The sequence below is a fragment of the Bradyrhizobium guangxiense genome, assembly GCF_004114915.1.
GTDB lineage: Bacteria > Pseudomonadota > Alphaproteobacteria > Rhizobiales > Xanthobacteraceae > Bradyrhizobium > Bradyrhizobium guangxiense.
This window is the reverse complement of sequence record NZ_CP022219.1, coordinates 7,149,394-7,164,849: the sequence shown is the minus strand read 5'-3', so window position 1 is coordinate 7,164,849 and position 15,456 is coordinate 7,149,394. Positions and strand designations below refer to the sequence as shown.

At 65.8% G+C, this 15,456-nt stretch carries 10 protein-coding genes; 8 read left to right on the top strand and 2 right to left on the bottom strand.

Annotated elements, in window-relative coordinates; translation table 11 throughout:
* Positions 1 to 28: 28 nt before the first annotated feature.
* Positions 29 to 835: an N-acyl homoserine lactonase family protein gene (locus X268_RS34275; protein WP_164938073.1), complete on the bottom strand. Its 807-nt coding sequence runs from the start codon at positions 833 to 835 to the stop codon at positions 29 to 31.
* A gap of 374 nt (positions 836 to 1,209) precedes the next feature.
* Between X268_RS34275 and X268_RS34270 the strand changes: the two genes are divergently transcribed.
* The 4 genes from X268_RS34270 (at position 1,210) to X268_RS34255 (ending at position 7,810) form a co-directional block, all read left to right on the top strand.
* A complete protein-coding gene (locus X268_RS34270) occupies positions 1,210 to 2,754 on the top strand; it encodes a caspase family protein (RefSeq protein ID WP_128929042.1) in 1,545 nt (514 codons plus the stop codon).
* A 147-nt stretch (positions 2,755 to 2,901) separates the two neighbouring features.
* Positions 2,902 to 3,573, top strand: coding sequence for an OmpA family protein (locus tag X268_RS34265; RefSeq protein WP_164938072.1), 672 nt, complete (start codon positions 2,902 to 2,904; stop codon positions 3,571 to 3,573).
* Between the two features lie 158 nt (positions 3,574 to 3,731).
* Complete coding sequence (locus X268_RS34260) at positions 3,732 to 4,661, top strand: efflux RND transporter periplasmic adaptor subunit (RefSeq protein ID WP_128929040.1); 930 nt, start codon at positions 3,732 to 3,734, stop codon at positions 4,659 to 4,661.
* Positions 4,661 to 7,810: an efflux RND transporter permease subunit gene (locus X268_RS34255; protein WP_128929039.1), complete on the top strand. Its 3,150-nt coding sequence runs from the start codon at positions 4,661 to 4,663 to the stop codon at positions 7,808 to 7,810. Before X268_RS34260 ends, X268_RS34255 begins: the two co-directional genes overlap by 1 nt.
* A 94-nt stretch (positions 7,811 to 7,904) precedes the next feature.
* Here X268_RS34255 and X268_RS34250 read toward each other — a convergent pair whose 3' ends face one another.
* Positions 7,905 to 8,579, bottom strand: coding sequence for a Crp/Fnr family transcriptional regulator (locus X268_RS34250; protein ID WP_128929038.1), 675 nt, complete (start codon positions 8,577 to 8,579; stop codon positions 7,905 to 7,907).
* A gap of 237 nt (positions 8,580 to 8,816) precedes the next feature.
* On the opposite strand from X268_RS34250, the gene X268_RS34245 reads away from it, so the two are divergent.
* From X268_RS34245 to X268_RS34230, 4 genes are all read left to right on the top strand, one after another.
* Entirely contained in the window at positions 8,817 to 10,859 is a 2,043-nt protein-coding gene (locus tag X268_RS34245; protein ID WP_128929037.1) for an AsmA family protein, read from the top strand.
* Positions 10,860 to 11,108: 249 nt separating this feature from the next.
* Positions 11,109 to 13,556 carry an adenylate/guanylate cyclase domain-containing protein gene (locus X268_RS34240; protein WP_128929036.1) on the top strand — a complete coding sequence of 816 codons (2,448 nt, stop codon included), beginning with the start codon at positions 11,109 to 11,111 and terminating at the stop codon, positions 13,554 to 13,556.
* Positions 13,557 to 13,736: 180 nt separating this feature from the next.
* On the top strand, positions 13,737 to 14,444 hold the full coding sequence (locus X268_RS34235) for a GntR family transcriptional regulator (RefSeq protein ID WP_245477733.1): 708 nt from the start codon (positions 13,737 to 13,739) through the stop codon (positions 14,442 to 14,444).
* 48 nt (positions 14,445 to 14,492) lie between these two features.
* Positions 14,493 to 15,455, top strand: a complete 963-nt coding sequence (locus tag X268_RS34230) for an ABC transporter substrate-binding protein (RefSeq protein WP_128929034.1) — start codon at positions 14,493 to 14,495, stop codon at positions 15,453 to 15,455.
* The last annotated feature ends 1 nt before the right edge of the window (position 15,456 follow it).

Sequence of the window (15,456 nt, the reverse complement as noted above, 5' to 3'; positions counted from 1 at the left end):
CGGCTTCGCCGCCCCGGAATGACAACTTCTATTTCGCAAACGACCGCGACGGCGGCAGATGCAGCGCCCAGGCATCGACCTTGTCGCTCGCCCGCGGGTAGATCTCGGTCACGATCGGATCGTGGCCGGGGATGAAGCGATCGGGATGGCCGGCGAGGCGCTCGATCGTCTCCCATCCTTGCGCCATGTCGCCGATATTGTAGACGATCGGGAACGGGCTCCTGCGCTGCAGATTGGCGTAGTAATGCGCGGCATCGGAGGCCAGCACCACCGGCCCGCGCGCGGTTTCGACCTTGACGATCTGCAAGCCGTCGGAATGGCCGCCGACGCGATGCACGGTGACGCCGGGTGCGACCTCGCCGTCGCCGGAATGGAACGTGACGCGCTCGCCATAGACATGGCGCACCATCTGCGTGACGTGCTCGACCGTGAACGGATGTCGCAGCAGCCCGTTGCACATGCAGCGGCCGGTCGCATAGGCCATCTCGCGCTCCTGCAGATGGAAGCGCGCATTCGGGAAACGATCGAGATTGCCGGCATGGTCGTAATGCAGATGCGTCACGATGATGTCGCGGATGCTCGACGCCGCGACGCCGAAACGCTCCAGCGCATCGACCGGATTGAGCGTCAGCTTGCGCGCCCGCACGCTCGCCTCCTCAGCATTGAAGCCGGTGTCGACCAGGATATCGCGGCCGCCGCCGCGGATCAGCCAGACGAAATAGTCGAGATCCTGCGCCGCACCGTCATGCGGATCGGGCGCCAGGAAGTTCATGCTGGGGGTGCGCGGCGACATCGTCGCATAGCGCAGGGCGTAGATCTCGTAGGCGTTTCCCATGGTTTCTTGGCTTTGCTTTTCTGGTTGGAGCTTCCGGGATAGTGCTGCGCACCAAGCCATTGTCCGCCGCAAAGGTCAAACGCCTCGCGGCGCGACGGAGGCGGCCTTCAATGTGAGAGCCATCACATTTTCGTCGCCGTGGTTGCCCTAGCCTATTGTCGATCGGATCAAGCCGGATCGCGTCGAGACAAGTCATGGCGCCCCATTTATTCCCCTTGCGGCGCACCCGGGCGTTGCGGTCAATCGTCGCGATAATACCGAATTTCCAAGCGGTTGACGCCCCCCGTCCCTGGTTTGATAATGCAACAAGCGTAAGTTAAGGTCGCCGCGGCGCAAGCTGGGAACGGCGCCTTTTTGGCTGGACCGCGCTGATTATGAAAATTCGCTTCTTTCTTCTTCTGCCCTTGCTCATCTCGCTCGTCCCGACAGCGCCATCGCTAGCGGCCGGTGACCGTTTCGCGCTGGTCATCGGCAATGCCAAATATCCGGATGCGGATGCCCCGCTGAAGGAACCGATCAATGACGCGCGTGACGTCGCCGACGAGCTCAAGCGCGACGGCTTTGCGGTCGAGATCGGGGAGAATCTGACCGGCGACGGCATGCGCCGCGCCTTCGACAAGCTCTACGCCAAGATCAAGCCGGGATCGGTGGCGCTGGTGTTCTTCAGCGGCTTCGGCATCCAGTCGGCGCGCCAGAGCTACATGCTGCCGGTCGACGCACAGATCTGGACGGAATCCGACGTGCGCCGCGACGGTTTCAGCCTCGAGACCGTGCTCGGCGAGCTCAACACCCGCGGCGCCGGCGTCAAGATTGCGCTGATCGACGCCTCCAGGCGCAATCCGTTCGAACGCCGGTTCCGCAGCTTCTCGGCCGGCCTGACCCCGGTCATCGCGCCGAACGGCACGCTGGTGATGTATTCGGCGGCGCTGGCCTCGGTGGTCTCGGACGCGGGCGGCGATCACAGCCTGTTCGTCCAGGAACTTCTGAAGGAAATCCGTGTCCCCGACCTGATGGCCGAGGAGACGCTGAACCGCACCAAGATGGGCGTCACGAGGGCTTCCCGCGGCGAGCAGGTACCGTGGATATCTTCTTCGCTGGCCGAAGATTTCTCGTTCAGCCCGGGAGCCGGCGGTTCGCGTCCGACACCGGCAACGCCGCCGCCGGCGCCTCCGGCACCGCCACCGGTCGTCGCCAACAACCCGCCGCCGGCACCGCCCGCGCCGCTAACACCGCCTCCGCCGCCGAAGCCGGCCGACACCGCTGCGGCACCCGCGCCTCCGCCGGCACCCCCGGCCCCTGCGCCGGCTCCCACGCCGAAACCCCAGATCGAGGCCGCCCTGCCGCCACCGCCACCGCCGGTGAAACCGATCGAGACCACTCCGGCGCCGAGCACGGACAGCGGACCGAGCGCCGCCGCCCTGGCTGACGATCCCACGATCAAGAGCCTGACCACCAAGATTGCCGCCAACCCGGACGACGTGAACGCGCTGTACCGGCGCGGCCAGGTCTATGCCAGCAAGGGCGCCTACAACCTCGCCATCAAGGATTTCGACGACACGCTCCGGATCAATTCGAAGGATGTCGAGGCGCTGAACAACCGCTGCTGGACCCGCACCGTGGTCGGCGACCTCCAGGGCGCGCTGAAGGATTGCAACGAGGCGCTACGGCTGCGGCCGAACTTCGTCGATGCGCTGGACAGCCGGGGGCTCGTCAACTTGAAATCGGGGGCGGTCAAGAATGCCATCGCCGATTTCGATGCAGCCCTGAAGATCAATCCGCGCCTGACCTCCTCGCTCTACGGCCGCGGCCTCGCCAAGCAGCGCAACGGCTCCGCCCAGGAAGGAGCACTCGACATCGCCAATGCCAAGGCGATGGATCCGAACATCGTTCAGGAATTCGCAAGCTACGGAGTGCGCTAGTATTTTTTTGAGTTGAGGCAGGCGGCGCCTCGAACCCTTGGCGACCCAGGGAAGACTAACCGACGGATGCCGCAGGCGGCCTTTTCAGGAGGGCTCATTGCAGAAATTTTCGAACCGCGCGAGCTGGCTGCGCAGGAGGGACTGGCTATGAAATCGGCTGCAAAGGGACTTACCGCGATCCTGTCCGTCATCACTCTCGGCGCCGCCCTGTCGCTGTCGGCCTTGCCCGCTTTCGCCGGCGACGACGGCAACAGCAAGAACATCACCGAGGACGACATCGTCCGCGCGCTGGCGCCGGCGCCGAAGAAGCCCCTGACCCGCGGCCTCTCGATCGCCCCGCAGGCCGATCCCGCGCCGAACGCGGCGGAGACCAAGTTGATCCAGTCGGTCCGCGGCCGCTCGACGCGTTCGTTGTCGTCGACCGAGCGCGAGGAGATCGCCTCGGTCGCCAAGGACAAGCCGAACATCGATCTCGAAATCACCTTCGACTACAACTCCGCCAATATCAGCACCAAGTCGATGCCCTCAGTGCAGGCGCTCGGTCGCGCTCTGACCAGCCCGGACCTGAAGGGCTCCACCTTCGTGGTTGCCGGCCATACCGACGCCGCCGGTGGCGAAGCCTACAATCAGGACCTGTCGGAACGCCGCGCGGATGCGATCAAGCGCTACCTCGTCGACAAGTACAGCATCTCCGCGACCGACCTCGTCACCGTCGGCTACGGCAAGAGCAAGCTGAAAGACCCGAGCCAGCCGATGGCGGAGGTCAACCGCCGCGTGCAGGTCGTCAATATGGAAAACAAGACCACCGCATCGAAATAAGCACGACGCAATCCTTCGAAGTGACAAGTCGTGATGTGGTGTAAGGTCTCGCTTCCGAAGCGCGTCCCGCAGCCTTGCGGGACGCCGCTTTGTTTCAGGGAAACGCTCTCGATGGGCCTCGCGCGGATGGCCGTGAGCCAGGCCAGGATGATCCGGCGATGAATCTCTCCGAATATCTCAAGCCCGCCGGAACCGTGGTGTTCGTCGTCGCCCTCGGCGTCGGCTATTATCTGTTCGAGCATCGCAAGCGCCCCGAGCCGAAGGAGACGCAAAGCGAGGCGCTCGTCATCGTGACGAAATCGACCAATGCCTGCTTTTCCGACCTCGTGCGCGTGACCGGCTTCTTCGTGCCGCGCCGCGAGGCCGTGGTGATCGCCGACCAGGAAGGCTCCAAGGTCACCGACCTCCTGGTCACCGAGGGCGCCGTCGTCGCGGACAATCAGGAGCTGGCGCGCCTGACCGCGCCGCCGCAGATCCCGGGCCAGCCGCAGCGACCCGGTCCGCAAGGGCCGATTTCGCTGAAGGCACCTGCGCCGGGCCTCGTCACCGAAGTCCGTACCATCGTCGGCGCGCCCGCATCCCCGCAGGCCGGCCCGATGTTCCGCATCGCCGTCAACAACGAGATCGAGCTCGATGCCCAGGTCCCGGCGGTGCACATGCCCAAGCTCAGCCCCGGCGCCACCGTGCGCATCAGCCGCGACGACGCCCCCGATCTGATCGGCCGGGTCCGGCTGGTTGCGCCCGAGATCGACCGCGCCACGCAGCTCGGCCGCGTCCGCATCAGCGTCACCAACAATCCGTCGCTGAAGGTCGGCGTGTTCGCGCGCGCCTCGATCGACGCCAAGCGAAGCTGCGGCGTCTCGATCCCCAAGACCGCGATCGACCATCTCACCATTCAGGTCGTCAAGGGCAACACGGTCGAGACACGCAAGGTCCGGGTCGGACTGTCGTCCGACAACGCGACGGAAATCCTGGAAGGCCTCGACGTCGGCGAAATCGTCGTGGCCGACGCCGGCTCTTCCCTCCATGACGGCGACCAGATCAAGACCATGTTCGCCGATGAACTCGATCGCACGCGGGTACGCTGATGGCTCTCAATATTTCGGCTTGGTCGATCCGTCATCCACTGCCGTCGGTCGTCTTCTCGATCATCCTTCTGGTGCTCGGCTGGGTGTCCTTCACCAAGCTCGCGATCACGCGGCTGCCCTCGGCCGACATTCCCGTGATCTCGGTCGCCGTCTCGCAATTCGGCGCCGCGCCCGCCGAGCTGGAATCCCAGGTGACCAAGACCGTTGAAGACGCGGTCTCCGGCGTCGAGGGCGTGCGGCACATCACCTCCTCGATCACCGACGGCCTGTCGGTCACGACGATCCAGTTCGCGCTCGAGACCAACACCGACCGCGCGCTCAACGACGTCAAGGACGCGGTGACGCGCGTGCGCTCCAACCTGCCGCAGAACGTCCCCGAGCCGCTGATCCAGCGCGTCGACGTCATCGGCCTGCCGATCGTCACCTATGCCGCGATCTCGCCCGGCAAGACGCCGGAGCAGCTCTCTTATTTCGTCGACGACGTGGTCAAGCGCGCGCTGCAGGGCGTGCGCGGCGTCGCCCAGGTCGAGCGCATCGGCGGCGTCGAGCGCGAGATCCTGGTCTCGCTCGATCCCGACCGCCTGCAGGCGATGGGGCTGACCGCGGTCAATGTCAGCCAGAGCCTGCGCGGCACCAATGTCGACGTTGCCGGCGGCCGCGCCGAGATCGGCAAGAACGATCAGGCGATCCGCACGCTCGCCGGCGCCAAGACGCTGGGTGACCTCGCCGGCACCATGATCCCGCTGTTCGGCGGCGGCGAGGTCCGGCTCGATGATCTCGGCACCGTCACCGACACCATCGCCGACCGCCGCACCTTTGCCCGCTTCAACGGTGAACCCGTGGTGGCGCTCGGCATCAAGCGTTCTAAGGGCGCCAGCGACGTGAAGGTGGCCGAGGCCGTGCAGAAGCGCATCGACGCGCTGAAAGCCGCCTATCCCGACGTCGACCTCAAGCTGATCGACACATCGGTCGAATACACCAAGGGCAATTACCACGCGGCGATCTCGACCTTGTTCGAAGGCGCCATCCTCGCCGTCGTCATCGTGCTGCTGTTCCTGCGGGACCTGCGCGCCACCATCATCGCCGCGATCTCGCTGCCGCTGTCAATCTTTCCGGCGTTCTGGGCGATGGACCTGCTCGGCTTTTCGCTGAACCTCGTCAGCTTCCTCGCCATCACGCTGTCGACAGGCATTCTCGTCGACGATGCCATCGTCGAGATCGAGAACATCGTCCGGCACATGAACATGGGCAAATCGCCCTATCGTGCCGCGCTCGAGGCCGCCGATGAGATCGGCCTCGCGGTGATCGCGATCTCGCTCACGATCATTGCGATCTTCGCGCCCGCCAGCTTCATGTCGGGCATCGCCGGACAGTTCTTCAAGCAGTTCGGCATCACCGTTTCGGTGCAGGTATTCTTCTCGCTGCTCGCGGCACGCTTCGTCACGCCGGTGCTGGCCGCCTATTTCCTCAAGCACGGCAATCACGCGGAGCCGCCGCCGGGGCGCATCTTGCGGTCCTATCATCGCATCGTGGCCTGGTCGGTGAGGCACCATTTCATCACGGTGCTGATCGGCCTCGGGGTGTTCGCCGCCTCGATCTGGAGCATCACGCTGCTGCCGCAGGGCTTCCTGCCGGCCCAGGACAGCGCCCGCTCGCTGCTTGCCCTCGAGCTGCCGCCGGGCACCCAGCTCGCCTACACCGAAAAGGTCACCGAGGACATCGTCGCGCGCCTGCGCAAGCGGCCCGAGGTGAAGAGCATCTTCGTCGACGGCGGGCGCGTCCCGCCGGGCACGCAGGAAGTCCGGCGCGCCGCCCTGATCATCAACTACACGCCCAAGGACAGCCGCGACATCACCCAGCGCGAGCTCGAATTCTCGATCAGCCAGGAGCTGGAGAACGTTCCGGACATCCGCTTCTGGTTCCTCGACGAGAACGGCCTGCGCGCGATCTCGCTGGTGGTGACCGGCATCGACCCCAACATCGTCAACAACGTCGCGAGCGAGCTTGCGACGCAGATGAAGCGGATCCCCACCATCTCCAACGTCATCTCGGAAACCTCGCTGGAGCGTCCCGAGCTGCGCATCGAACCGCGCGCGGATCTCGCCGCACGGCTCGGCGTCTCGACCGAAAGCCTGTCGCAAACCATCCGCGTCGCCACTATTGGCGACGTCGGACCCGCGCTCGCCAAATTCGACGTGGGCGATCGTTTGGTGCCGATCCGCGTGCAGCTCGAGGATGCCGCGCGCGGCAATCTGAAGACGCTGGAGCAGTTGCGCGTGCCGCTCGGCGAGCACGGCGAGAAGGGCGGCGTGCCGCTCTCCGTCATCGCCGACGTCAAGCTCGATCAGGGGCCGACCAGCATCAACCGCTACGATCGCGAGCGGCAGGCCACGGTTGCCGCCGATCTGGTCGGCTCGGCTGCGCTCGGCGATGCCACCAAGAAGATCTACGAGCTACCGGTGATGAAGAGCCTGCCGAAGGGCGTGAAGGTTTCCCCCTCCGGCGACGCCGAAAGCCTGAACGAATTGTCGGACGGCTTCGCCACCGCGATCACGGCGGGCCTGATGATGGTCTACGCCGTGCTTGTGCTGCTGTTCGGCACCTTCCTGCAGCCGATCACCATCCTGTTCTCGCTGCCGCTCTCGATCGGCGGCGCCATCGCGGCCCTGCTCGTCACCGGCAAGCAGCTCACCACGCCGGTGTGGATCGGCATCCTGATGCTGATGGGCATCGTCACCAAGAACGCGATCATGCTGGTGGAATTCGCCATCGAATCCATCCACGCCGGCAAGCCGCGCGAGGAGGCCATGATCGACGCCGGCATGAAGCGCGCCCGCCCGATCGTGATGACCACGATCGCGATGGCCGCGGGCATGATGCCGAGCGCGCTCGCGGTCGGCGCCGGCGGCGAGTTTCGCTCGCCGATGGCGCTCGCCGTGATCGGCGGCCTGATCTTTTCGACCATCCTGTCACTGGTGTTCGTGCCCGCGATGTTCATGGTGATGGACGATTTCGGCGCCCTGATCTGGCGCTTCGCCAAGCGGCTGATCGTCCACAGCGCGGATGCGGAGACGGACGGCCATCGCGGCGCGACGCCGGCGGAAGCGGGGCCGGTGCCGAAGAACGTCGTGCACCCCGCGGCGGAGTAGTAACGCTGGAGGCCGTCAAAGCATGAGTCTCCAGTTGGGGCTCTTCTGACGAGCTACCGCGCCCCGACACGATTGATGTGCGGAGATAGCGACCTCACTCGTTTCGCGCGATCGCCGTCAGCTTGGTCATGTTCCGCAGCAATATCCGGCCGCGCTGCAGATCGAGAATGGCTTCCTTGCGCCAGGCCTGCAGCTGGCGGTTGACGCTCTCGCGGGCGGCGCCGACGAACACGCCGAGCTGCTCCTGCGAGATGTGCACCTCGGAACCGAAATCGGCGGCGAGCGCGCAAAGCCGCCGCGCGAGGCGCACTGGCAGCGGCTGCAGCATGGATTCCTCCATGCGCTCGCTCTGCCAGCGGATGCGCTGGCACAGCAGCGCGATGATCTTGATCGCGACCTTCGGCTCGCGTTCGAGGAAGTTGAGGAAATCTTCCCGCCGCAGCACGAACAATTCACTGGCCTCGCCCGCGGTCGCATCCGCGGTGCGATTCTGGCCGTCCAGCACCGCGACTTCGCCGAACAGGTCGCCCGGTCCCATGAAATTCAGCGTCAGCCGGCTGCCGTCGGAGGCGCCGGTCTCGATGCGGACCTGGCCGCGGCGCACGCCAAACAGCGCGTCCCCGGGATCCCCCTTCTGGAACAGCACCTCGCCGTTCCTCAGATGCTGGGTGTGACAGAGATTGGACAGCCGCTGCAGCTCGTCTGCACCGAGATCCGCGAACATCGCGTTCATCTTCAGAATGACCGCAAATTCGGCCTGCTTGCTCATTTCAATGTCCTTGTGAACGTCTGGTCAGTCTTCTTGGAAAATCGCTTGAAACCATCAACATCAGGATCGCGTAAAACCGCGCCGGGGAAGTGTGTCATAAGTCACATAACTTTGCAGCACCCCCTGACTATTTTTACGCGCTTGGAGCCCCTTCCCGTCCGGGGATAAACTCGGCGCGCGCGAAGAATGGGTGGCCGGCGGGATTCGACGCCGACTGCCCGTCGTTGGAAAGTCGACATGAGAGCAGTGAAATTCGCCGGCGCGGCTTTAGTCGCCGTCATCATCGGGATCGCGGTCCTGTTGGTGATCGGGATCCCATCAGGCTTCCTGACCTCGATGATCGCCTCGCGCGTCGAGAGTGCCACCGGCTATCGGCTGTCGATCGACGGCACCACGAAGATCAGCCTGTGGCCGACGCTGAACGTCACCCTGAACGATCTCACGCTTGCCGACCCCCGGGATCGCAGCGGCATCACCCGCCTGACGGTTGACCGCGTGCAGGCCGACATGTCGCTCTCCAGCGTGTGGTCGGGCCGCCCTGAGATCAGCGAGCTCATCGTCACCCGTCCCGTGCTTTACCAACCGCTGCTGCGGGAGCGGCTGCCGAATGCGGGAGGCTCGTCGAAGCCGCCACTCGCGCTCGATGCCAATGGCGCGTCCATCGCCCGCGTCAAGGTCACCGACGGCGAAGTCGCATTCTCGCGCTTGCGCGACCGTGTCGAGGGCCGCATCAGCGCCATCAACGCCGACGCGATCGGTGGCCGCGATCGCAAGGTCAATGTCACCGGCACAGCGCGCGTCGGCGATCACCCGACCAAGTTCGACATCAAGGCGGCGACACCGGCTGCGCCAGGCGATCGGCCGACGATCCCGGTGGATTTCGCCATCGACATGCCCGATGTGCTGAAGTCTCAACTTACCGGCCAGGCCGAGATGCGCCTCAATGGCGACATCGTCATGATCAACAGCGTGAACGGCCGGCTTGGCGACGGCGCGTTCAACGGCTGGGCGTCGGTCGACATCGCGAGCAAGCCCCTGGTCAAGGTCGATCTCGACTTCCAGCGGCTGGCGATTCCGCTGGCAAAGACGCCGGAGGGCACGCCCGGACAGCCCTGGAGCAATGCGCCGATCGACGTCTCCGGGCTCAATTATGTCGACGCGCAGGTGCGGATCTCGGCGAACGAGGCCGTGATCGGCGATGCGCGTATCGCGCCGCTGGCGCTCGATGCCAAGCTCGCCGGCGGCGTGCTGAAGGCCGGCACGGCCAATCTCGGCGCCTATGACGGCCAGGTCTCCGGTGAGGTGATCCTGGACGCGACCACCGGCGCGCCGAGCTTTGCCATGCATTCCGATCTCGTCGGCGTGCGTGCGCTGCCGCTGCTGCAGGGCCTTGCCGAATTCGACCGCATCGACGGCAAGCTGCAGGCCAAGCTCGCTTTGCGCAGCGCCGGCACCAGCCAGCGCACGCTGATGGCGAACATGCAGGGCACGGCCTTCGTCAACTTCCAGGATGGCGCTATCCGCGGCATCAATGTCGCCCAGATGATCCGCTCGCTGACGACGGGTACGCTGTCCGGCTGGCAAGACAGCAAGGAGCAAAGCACCGACCTGTCGCAGCTCTCGGCCTCCTTCCGCATCGACAAGGGACAGGCGGTGACGACCGATCTCAACCTGATCGGGCCGCTGGTGCGGGTCACCGGCGCCGGTACCATCGCGCTCGACACCAAGATGATCGGCTTTCGCGTCGAGCCGAAGCTGGTGATGACGACCGAAGGCCAGGGCCGCACCAACGAGCCGGTCGGGTTTGGCATTCCCGTGATGATCCAGGGCTCCTGGTCGCAGCCGCGGATCTACCCTGACATGGCCGGTATGCTGGACAATCCCGATGCCGCCTACGCCAGGCTGCGCGAGATGGGCAAGGGCCTGTTCGGCCCCGACGGCGCCGGGCTCGGCAACATTCTGGGTAGCCTCGGTCTCGGCGGCACCGCCACACCGGGCGGCAATGCCAATCCGCAAGCCCAGCAGCCGGGCCAGAACAATCTGCTCGGCGGCCCGCTGGGGGAGGCGATCGGCAATTTGATTCAGCAGGGCCTGTCCAATGGCGCGGGAAGCAGCACGGGTGCCGCGCCGAGCACTGGGCGCAGCCGCAGCCTGCCGGCAACGCCCTCCACACCGGCACCGCAGGGCTCGCCCGCGGCCCCGGCCGTGGAGGACCCGCCGGTCGCGCAGCAGGACAGTCAGCCAATGAACGACGTGCTGCGACAACTCTTTAACCGGTGATTGGCGGATTGGCGGGCTGGTCTCCACGGCAATTCCCTTACATCAGCCCCCTCGCCCCCTGCTTCGTCCGAACGGATGAGGCTGCGGCAATTCATCCCGCCTTCCACCCGACCCGGCGTCCACAGAGGGTAACCACGCGCGTCGGTGCCCGGCCACGTGGCGATCCCTTGGCCCAAATTGTGATAGAACGGCTCCGCATGGGCCAACGGCCCGTAGCGCCGGCGTCGATGGCGGCGCGAGAGGATCGGGATGGCAGGAGCGAACGACAAGACACGGTTTCTGCGCGAGGGCCTATTCGCCAAATACGTCGTCTCCCTCGTCGGCCTCGTCGTGTTCGTCCTCGCCGTCAACGGCGCGATGGAGACCTGGATCTCCTACCGCGCCACCCGGACCCAGCTGACCGACGGCCTGGAGGACAAGGCGCAGGCAGCGGCCCGGCGCATCGAGCAGTCGATCTCCGAGCTCGATCGCCAGATCAGCTGGGTGACGCGGGCGAGCCAGGACACGCTCGAGAAGCGCCGCGCCGACTACGCATCGCTGCTGCACCAGGTCTCGGTGGTCAACCAGCTGTTCCAGCTCAACGGCGAAGGGCGCGAGGTGCTGCGCGTCTCGCGGCAATCGACCACGACCGGCAGCAACGCCGATCTCTCCCGCGACGCACGCTTCACCGAGACCGTTGCCCGCGGCGTCAGCTATGCGCCGGCGTGGTTCGCCGACGGCACGCCCTTGATGTCGATCTCGGTGGCGCATTCCGGCTTCAATGCCGGCGTCACCGTCGCCGAGATCGATCTCAGCTTTCTCTCCGACTTCCTGTCCGACGCGCAAGTCGGCAAGGCGGCCTTTGCCTATGTGGTCGATCCGCGCGGCCGCGTGCTGGCGACGTCCTCGAAGGGGCCCGATGTCGGCAAGGACCTGTCGAAGCTGCCGCAGGTCGCGGCCGCGATCACACCTAGCCGGGAGCCCGACACGTCGGGCACCGACTTCAACGGTCAATCGGTGATGAGCGCCGCGAGCACCGTGCCGAAGCTCGGCTGGAGTGTGCTGTTCGAGCAGCCGAGCACGCAGGCCCTGATGCCGATCCGCGACCAGCTGGTGCGCATCGCGCTGCTGATCGGCATGGGCCTGATGGTCGCGATCCTCGCCGGCACGCTGCTCGCCCGCCGCATGATCATTCCGATCACGGCGCTGCGCGACGGCGCCTACAGGCTCGGCGAAGGCGATTTCAGTCATCGCATCGACGTGCACACCTCGGACGAGCTGGAGGACCTCGCCGGCCAGTTCAACCGCATGGCCGGCCAGATCCAGGAGACTTATTCGAACCTGGAGACCAAGGTCGAGGAGCGCACGCGCGATCTGGCGCAGTCGATCAACGAGCTGAAGGTGCTGGAGGAGGTCGGCCGCGCGCTCGCCGCCTCGCTCGATCTCGACGCCGTGCTGCCAACGATCGCCGCGCGCGCGATCGAGATTACCCATGCCGATGCCGTGCTGATCTACGGCTTCGATGCCGAGCGGCGCCGCTTCAACCTGGTGGAGGCCGATGGCATCGACAAGTCCGCCGAGGGCGCGCACGTCACCATCGAGGGAGGCGAGAACATCCTGAGCGATGCCGCAGAGAGCGGCGAGCCGATCGCGCTGCCCAATCTCGACCAGGCCGCCGAGCAGCCGCTGCGCGAGGCCGCAATCGCCGCCGGCTTCCATTCGGTGCTGGTGGTGCCGCTGCTCGACCAGCAGGGCACGCTCGGCTCGCTGGTGGTGCTGCGCCGCGCCGAAGGCGAGTTCGCCGGCAGCATCATCGGCCTGATGCGCACCTTCGCCAACCAGGCCGTGCTGGCGATGCGCAATGCGCGCCTGTTCACCGAGGTCGACCACAAGGGCCGCGAGCTGGAGGCCGCCAACGCGACCGTGCGCGCCCAGGCTGACAAGCTGCGGATGCAGACCGAGCAGCTCAAGGACTGGAACAAGTCGCTGGAGGAGCGGGTCAAGACCCAGCTCGGCGAGATCGAGCGCATCCGCAAGCTCGAGCGCTTCCTGGCGCCGCAGGTGGCGCAGCTGATCGCCTCCTCCGACAGCCCCGAAGGCTTGCTCACCAGCCAGCGCCGTGAGGTGACGGTGGTGTTCTGCGATTTGCGCGGCTTCACCGCGTTCACGGAAGCGACCGAGCCGGAAGAGGCGATGAACGTGCTGCGCGAGTATCACGCCGCGCTCGGCGAGCTGATCTTCAAATATGAGGGCACGCTCGACAAATATGCCGGCGACGGCGTGATGATCCTGTTCAACGCGCCGATCCAGTTCGAGGACCACACCAAGCGCGCCGTGAAGATGGCGGTGGAGATGCGCGACACCATCGGCCCGCTGACCGAGCGCTGGCGCAACCGCGGCCACAGCCTCGGCTTCGGCATCGGCATTGCGCTCGGCTACGCCACGCTCGGCCAGGTCGGCTTCGAGCAGCGGCTGGAATATGCCGCGATCGGCAGCGTCACCAACCTCGCCTCGCGCCTGTGCGGCGAGGCCAAGCCCAACCAGATCGTGGTGAGCCGCCGCGTCTACGGCATGGTCGAGCCCTGGGTCGAGGCCCGCGCCCTCGACGATCTCCAGCTCAAGGGTTTCAATCACCCCGTGCTGGCGATGGAGATCCTGAACTGGCGCGAGCAGGTGGATAATGTGGTGGATGCCTCGGCGGTGCGGCGGCGGGGGTAGCCAAAACAAAAACTGCGAAAACAACCCCATGCACAGTAGACGGGGGTTGCAAGATCAACGGGTTACAGCGCACTCAAGATCGCAGGCCTTCGACCGATCCGGAAAATCGATTTTCGATTTTCTGTTGACCCGACGAGGGCGCCCTGCAATCATCGCCCGATGGGTCCGCTTCAGTTCGATATGTCCGGGAGCCCCGGGGACGGTCCGCGCAGCCTGACGTCGGCGCTGCATGAGCGGTTGCGCGCCGATATTTTGGCGACGCGGCTGCTGCCGGGCCAGAAGCTGCATATCGCCGGCCTCGCCAAGCAATTCTCGGTCAGCCTTGCGGCCGTGCGCGAAGCCCTGTCGCGCCTGGTCGCCGACGGCCTCGTGCAGGCCTCGGACCAGCGCGGCTTCCGCGTCAGCCCGGTGTCGCTCGCCGATCTCGCCGACGTGACCCAGACCCGGATCGACATCGAGGGGCTGGCGCTGCGCCGCTCGATCGAGCGGGGCGATGATGCCTGGCTCGCCGCGGTGAAGTCGACCTGGACGGATCTGAAAGCCGTCCCCTATCATTACCCCGACGATCCGACCGTGCATTACGAGGAGTGGGTGATCCGTCACCGCATATTCCACCGCGCGCTGGTCAACGCCTGCGGCTCGCCATGGCTGCTCGGCTTCCGCGACGTGCTGCACGAGCAAAGCGAGAGATATCGGCGTCTGTCGATCCGACGCGAGGTCGGCGGCAAGCCGCGCGATGTCGAGGCAGAGCACGAGGCGATCGTCGTGGCCGTGGTGAAGCGCGATGCCGATGCGGCCGTTCGCGCATTGTCGAAGCATTTCGGCATCACCAAGGCGTTCGTCGAGCTCGCCGCCTCGCGCATTGCGGAGGTGAGCCGCGCGACCTGACGAACCGGAAAAATCCGGGACACAAAAACAACAGACCGGGAGGAAACAATGAAGATCAATCGCCGTGACGCGTGCCTATCGCTCGTCGCCGCCGCAATTCTTGCCGGCCCCGCGAGCGCCGCCGAGACCATCCGCGTCGGCCTGCCCACGAAGACATACTGGCCGACGACGATCGCCGAAACGGCCGTGCGGCAGAAACTGTTCGAGAAGGAAGGCATCCAGGCCGAGCTCACCATCTATCGCAGCGGTGCCGAGACGTTCGAGGGCATGGCAGCAGGCGCGGCCGACATCATCCTCGATCCGCCGTCACTGGTCTCCGCCGGGCGCAAGAAGGGCGTGATGTCGCGCATCGTCGCCAATGCCGCGATGGGCAATTTCGGCTGGCAATTGATGGTGCCGACCAAATCGACGCTCGAGGTCAAGGACCTCAACGGCAAGAAGGTGGCGATCACCGCGGCCGGCTCGGGCTCTGACCTGCTTGCGCTGTGGACCATCCAGGACAAGAAGATCGACTTCACGCGCGTTCCCGTCGGCGGCGGCGGCCTGGTGCCGAACCTCCTGGCCGGCAATGTCGACGCCGCCGTGGTCTATTCGCCGCTGAGCTTCCAGATCTCGAAATCCGGCGAAGCCAAGAGCATCCTCGACTACGCGACCGCGGTGCCGCCGAACCTCACCGCAGGCTGGATTGTGCTCGACAAATTCGCCGAGGCCAAGCCTCAGCTGGTGCAGAAGGCGGTGAACGCGCTCTACGGCGCGGTCGCGTTCATGCGGGCGAACCGCGATGTCACCGTCAAGCTGATCGCCGAGCTCTACGAAATGCCGCCGGAGATCGCCGGCCTCGAATACGACAACACGATCATGAAGCTCGAGACCAGCGGCGACATGGGCGCGGCCAATGTCAGCGCGGCGGTTCAGCTCTCGCTCGATCTCGCCAAGCTCGGCGGGCTCAAGGACATCGTGCCGGCCGAGGACGTGATCTCGACCAAGTTCAAACCCGTCCCGGCCAAGTAGC

Coding starts and splice junctions, on each gene's coding strand:
- X268_RS34275 (WP_164938073.1), bottom strand. CDS start 835: ATGGGAAACGCCTACGAGATCTACGCCCTGCGCTATGCGACGATGTCG.
- X268_RS34270 (WP_128929042.1), top strand. CDS start 1,210: ATGAAAATTCGCTTCTTTCTTCTTCTGCCCTTGCTCATCTCGCTCGTC.
- X268_RS34265 (WP_164938072.1), top strand. CDS start 2,902: ATGAAATCGGCTGCAAAGGGACTTACCGCGATCCTGTCCGTCATCACT.
- X268_RS34260 (WP_128929040.1), top strand. CDS start 3,732: ATGAATCTCTCCGAATATCTCAAGCCCGCCGGAACCGTGGTGTTCGTC.
- X268_RS34255 (WP_128929039.1), top strand. CDS start 4,661: ATGGCTCTCAATATTTCGGCTTGGTCGATCCGTCATCCACTGCCGTCG.
- X268_RS34250 (WP_128929038.1), bottom strand. CDS start 8,579: ATGAGCAAGCAGGCCGAATTTGCGGTCATTCTGAAGATGAACGCGATG.
- X268_RS34245 (WP_128929037.1), top strand. CDS start 8,817: ATGAGAGCAGTGAAATTCGCCGGCGCGGCTTTAGTCGCCGTCATCATC.
- X268_RS34240 (WP_128929036.1), top strand. CDS start 11,109: ATGGCAGGAGCGAACGACAAGACACGGTTTCTGCGCGAGGGCCTATTC.
- X268_RS34235 (WP_245477733.1), top strand. CDS start 13,737: ATGTCCGGGAGCCCCGGGGACGGTCCGCGCAGCCTGACGTCGGCGCTG.
- X268_RS34230 (WP_128929034.1), top strand. CDS start 14,493: ATGAAGATCAATCGCCGTGACGCGTGCCTATCGCTCGTCGCCGCCGCA.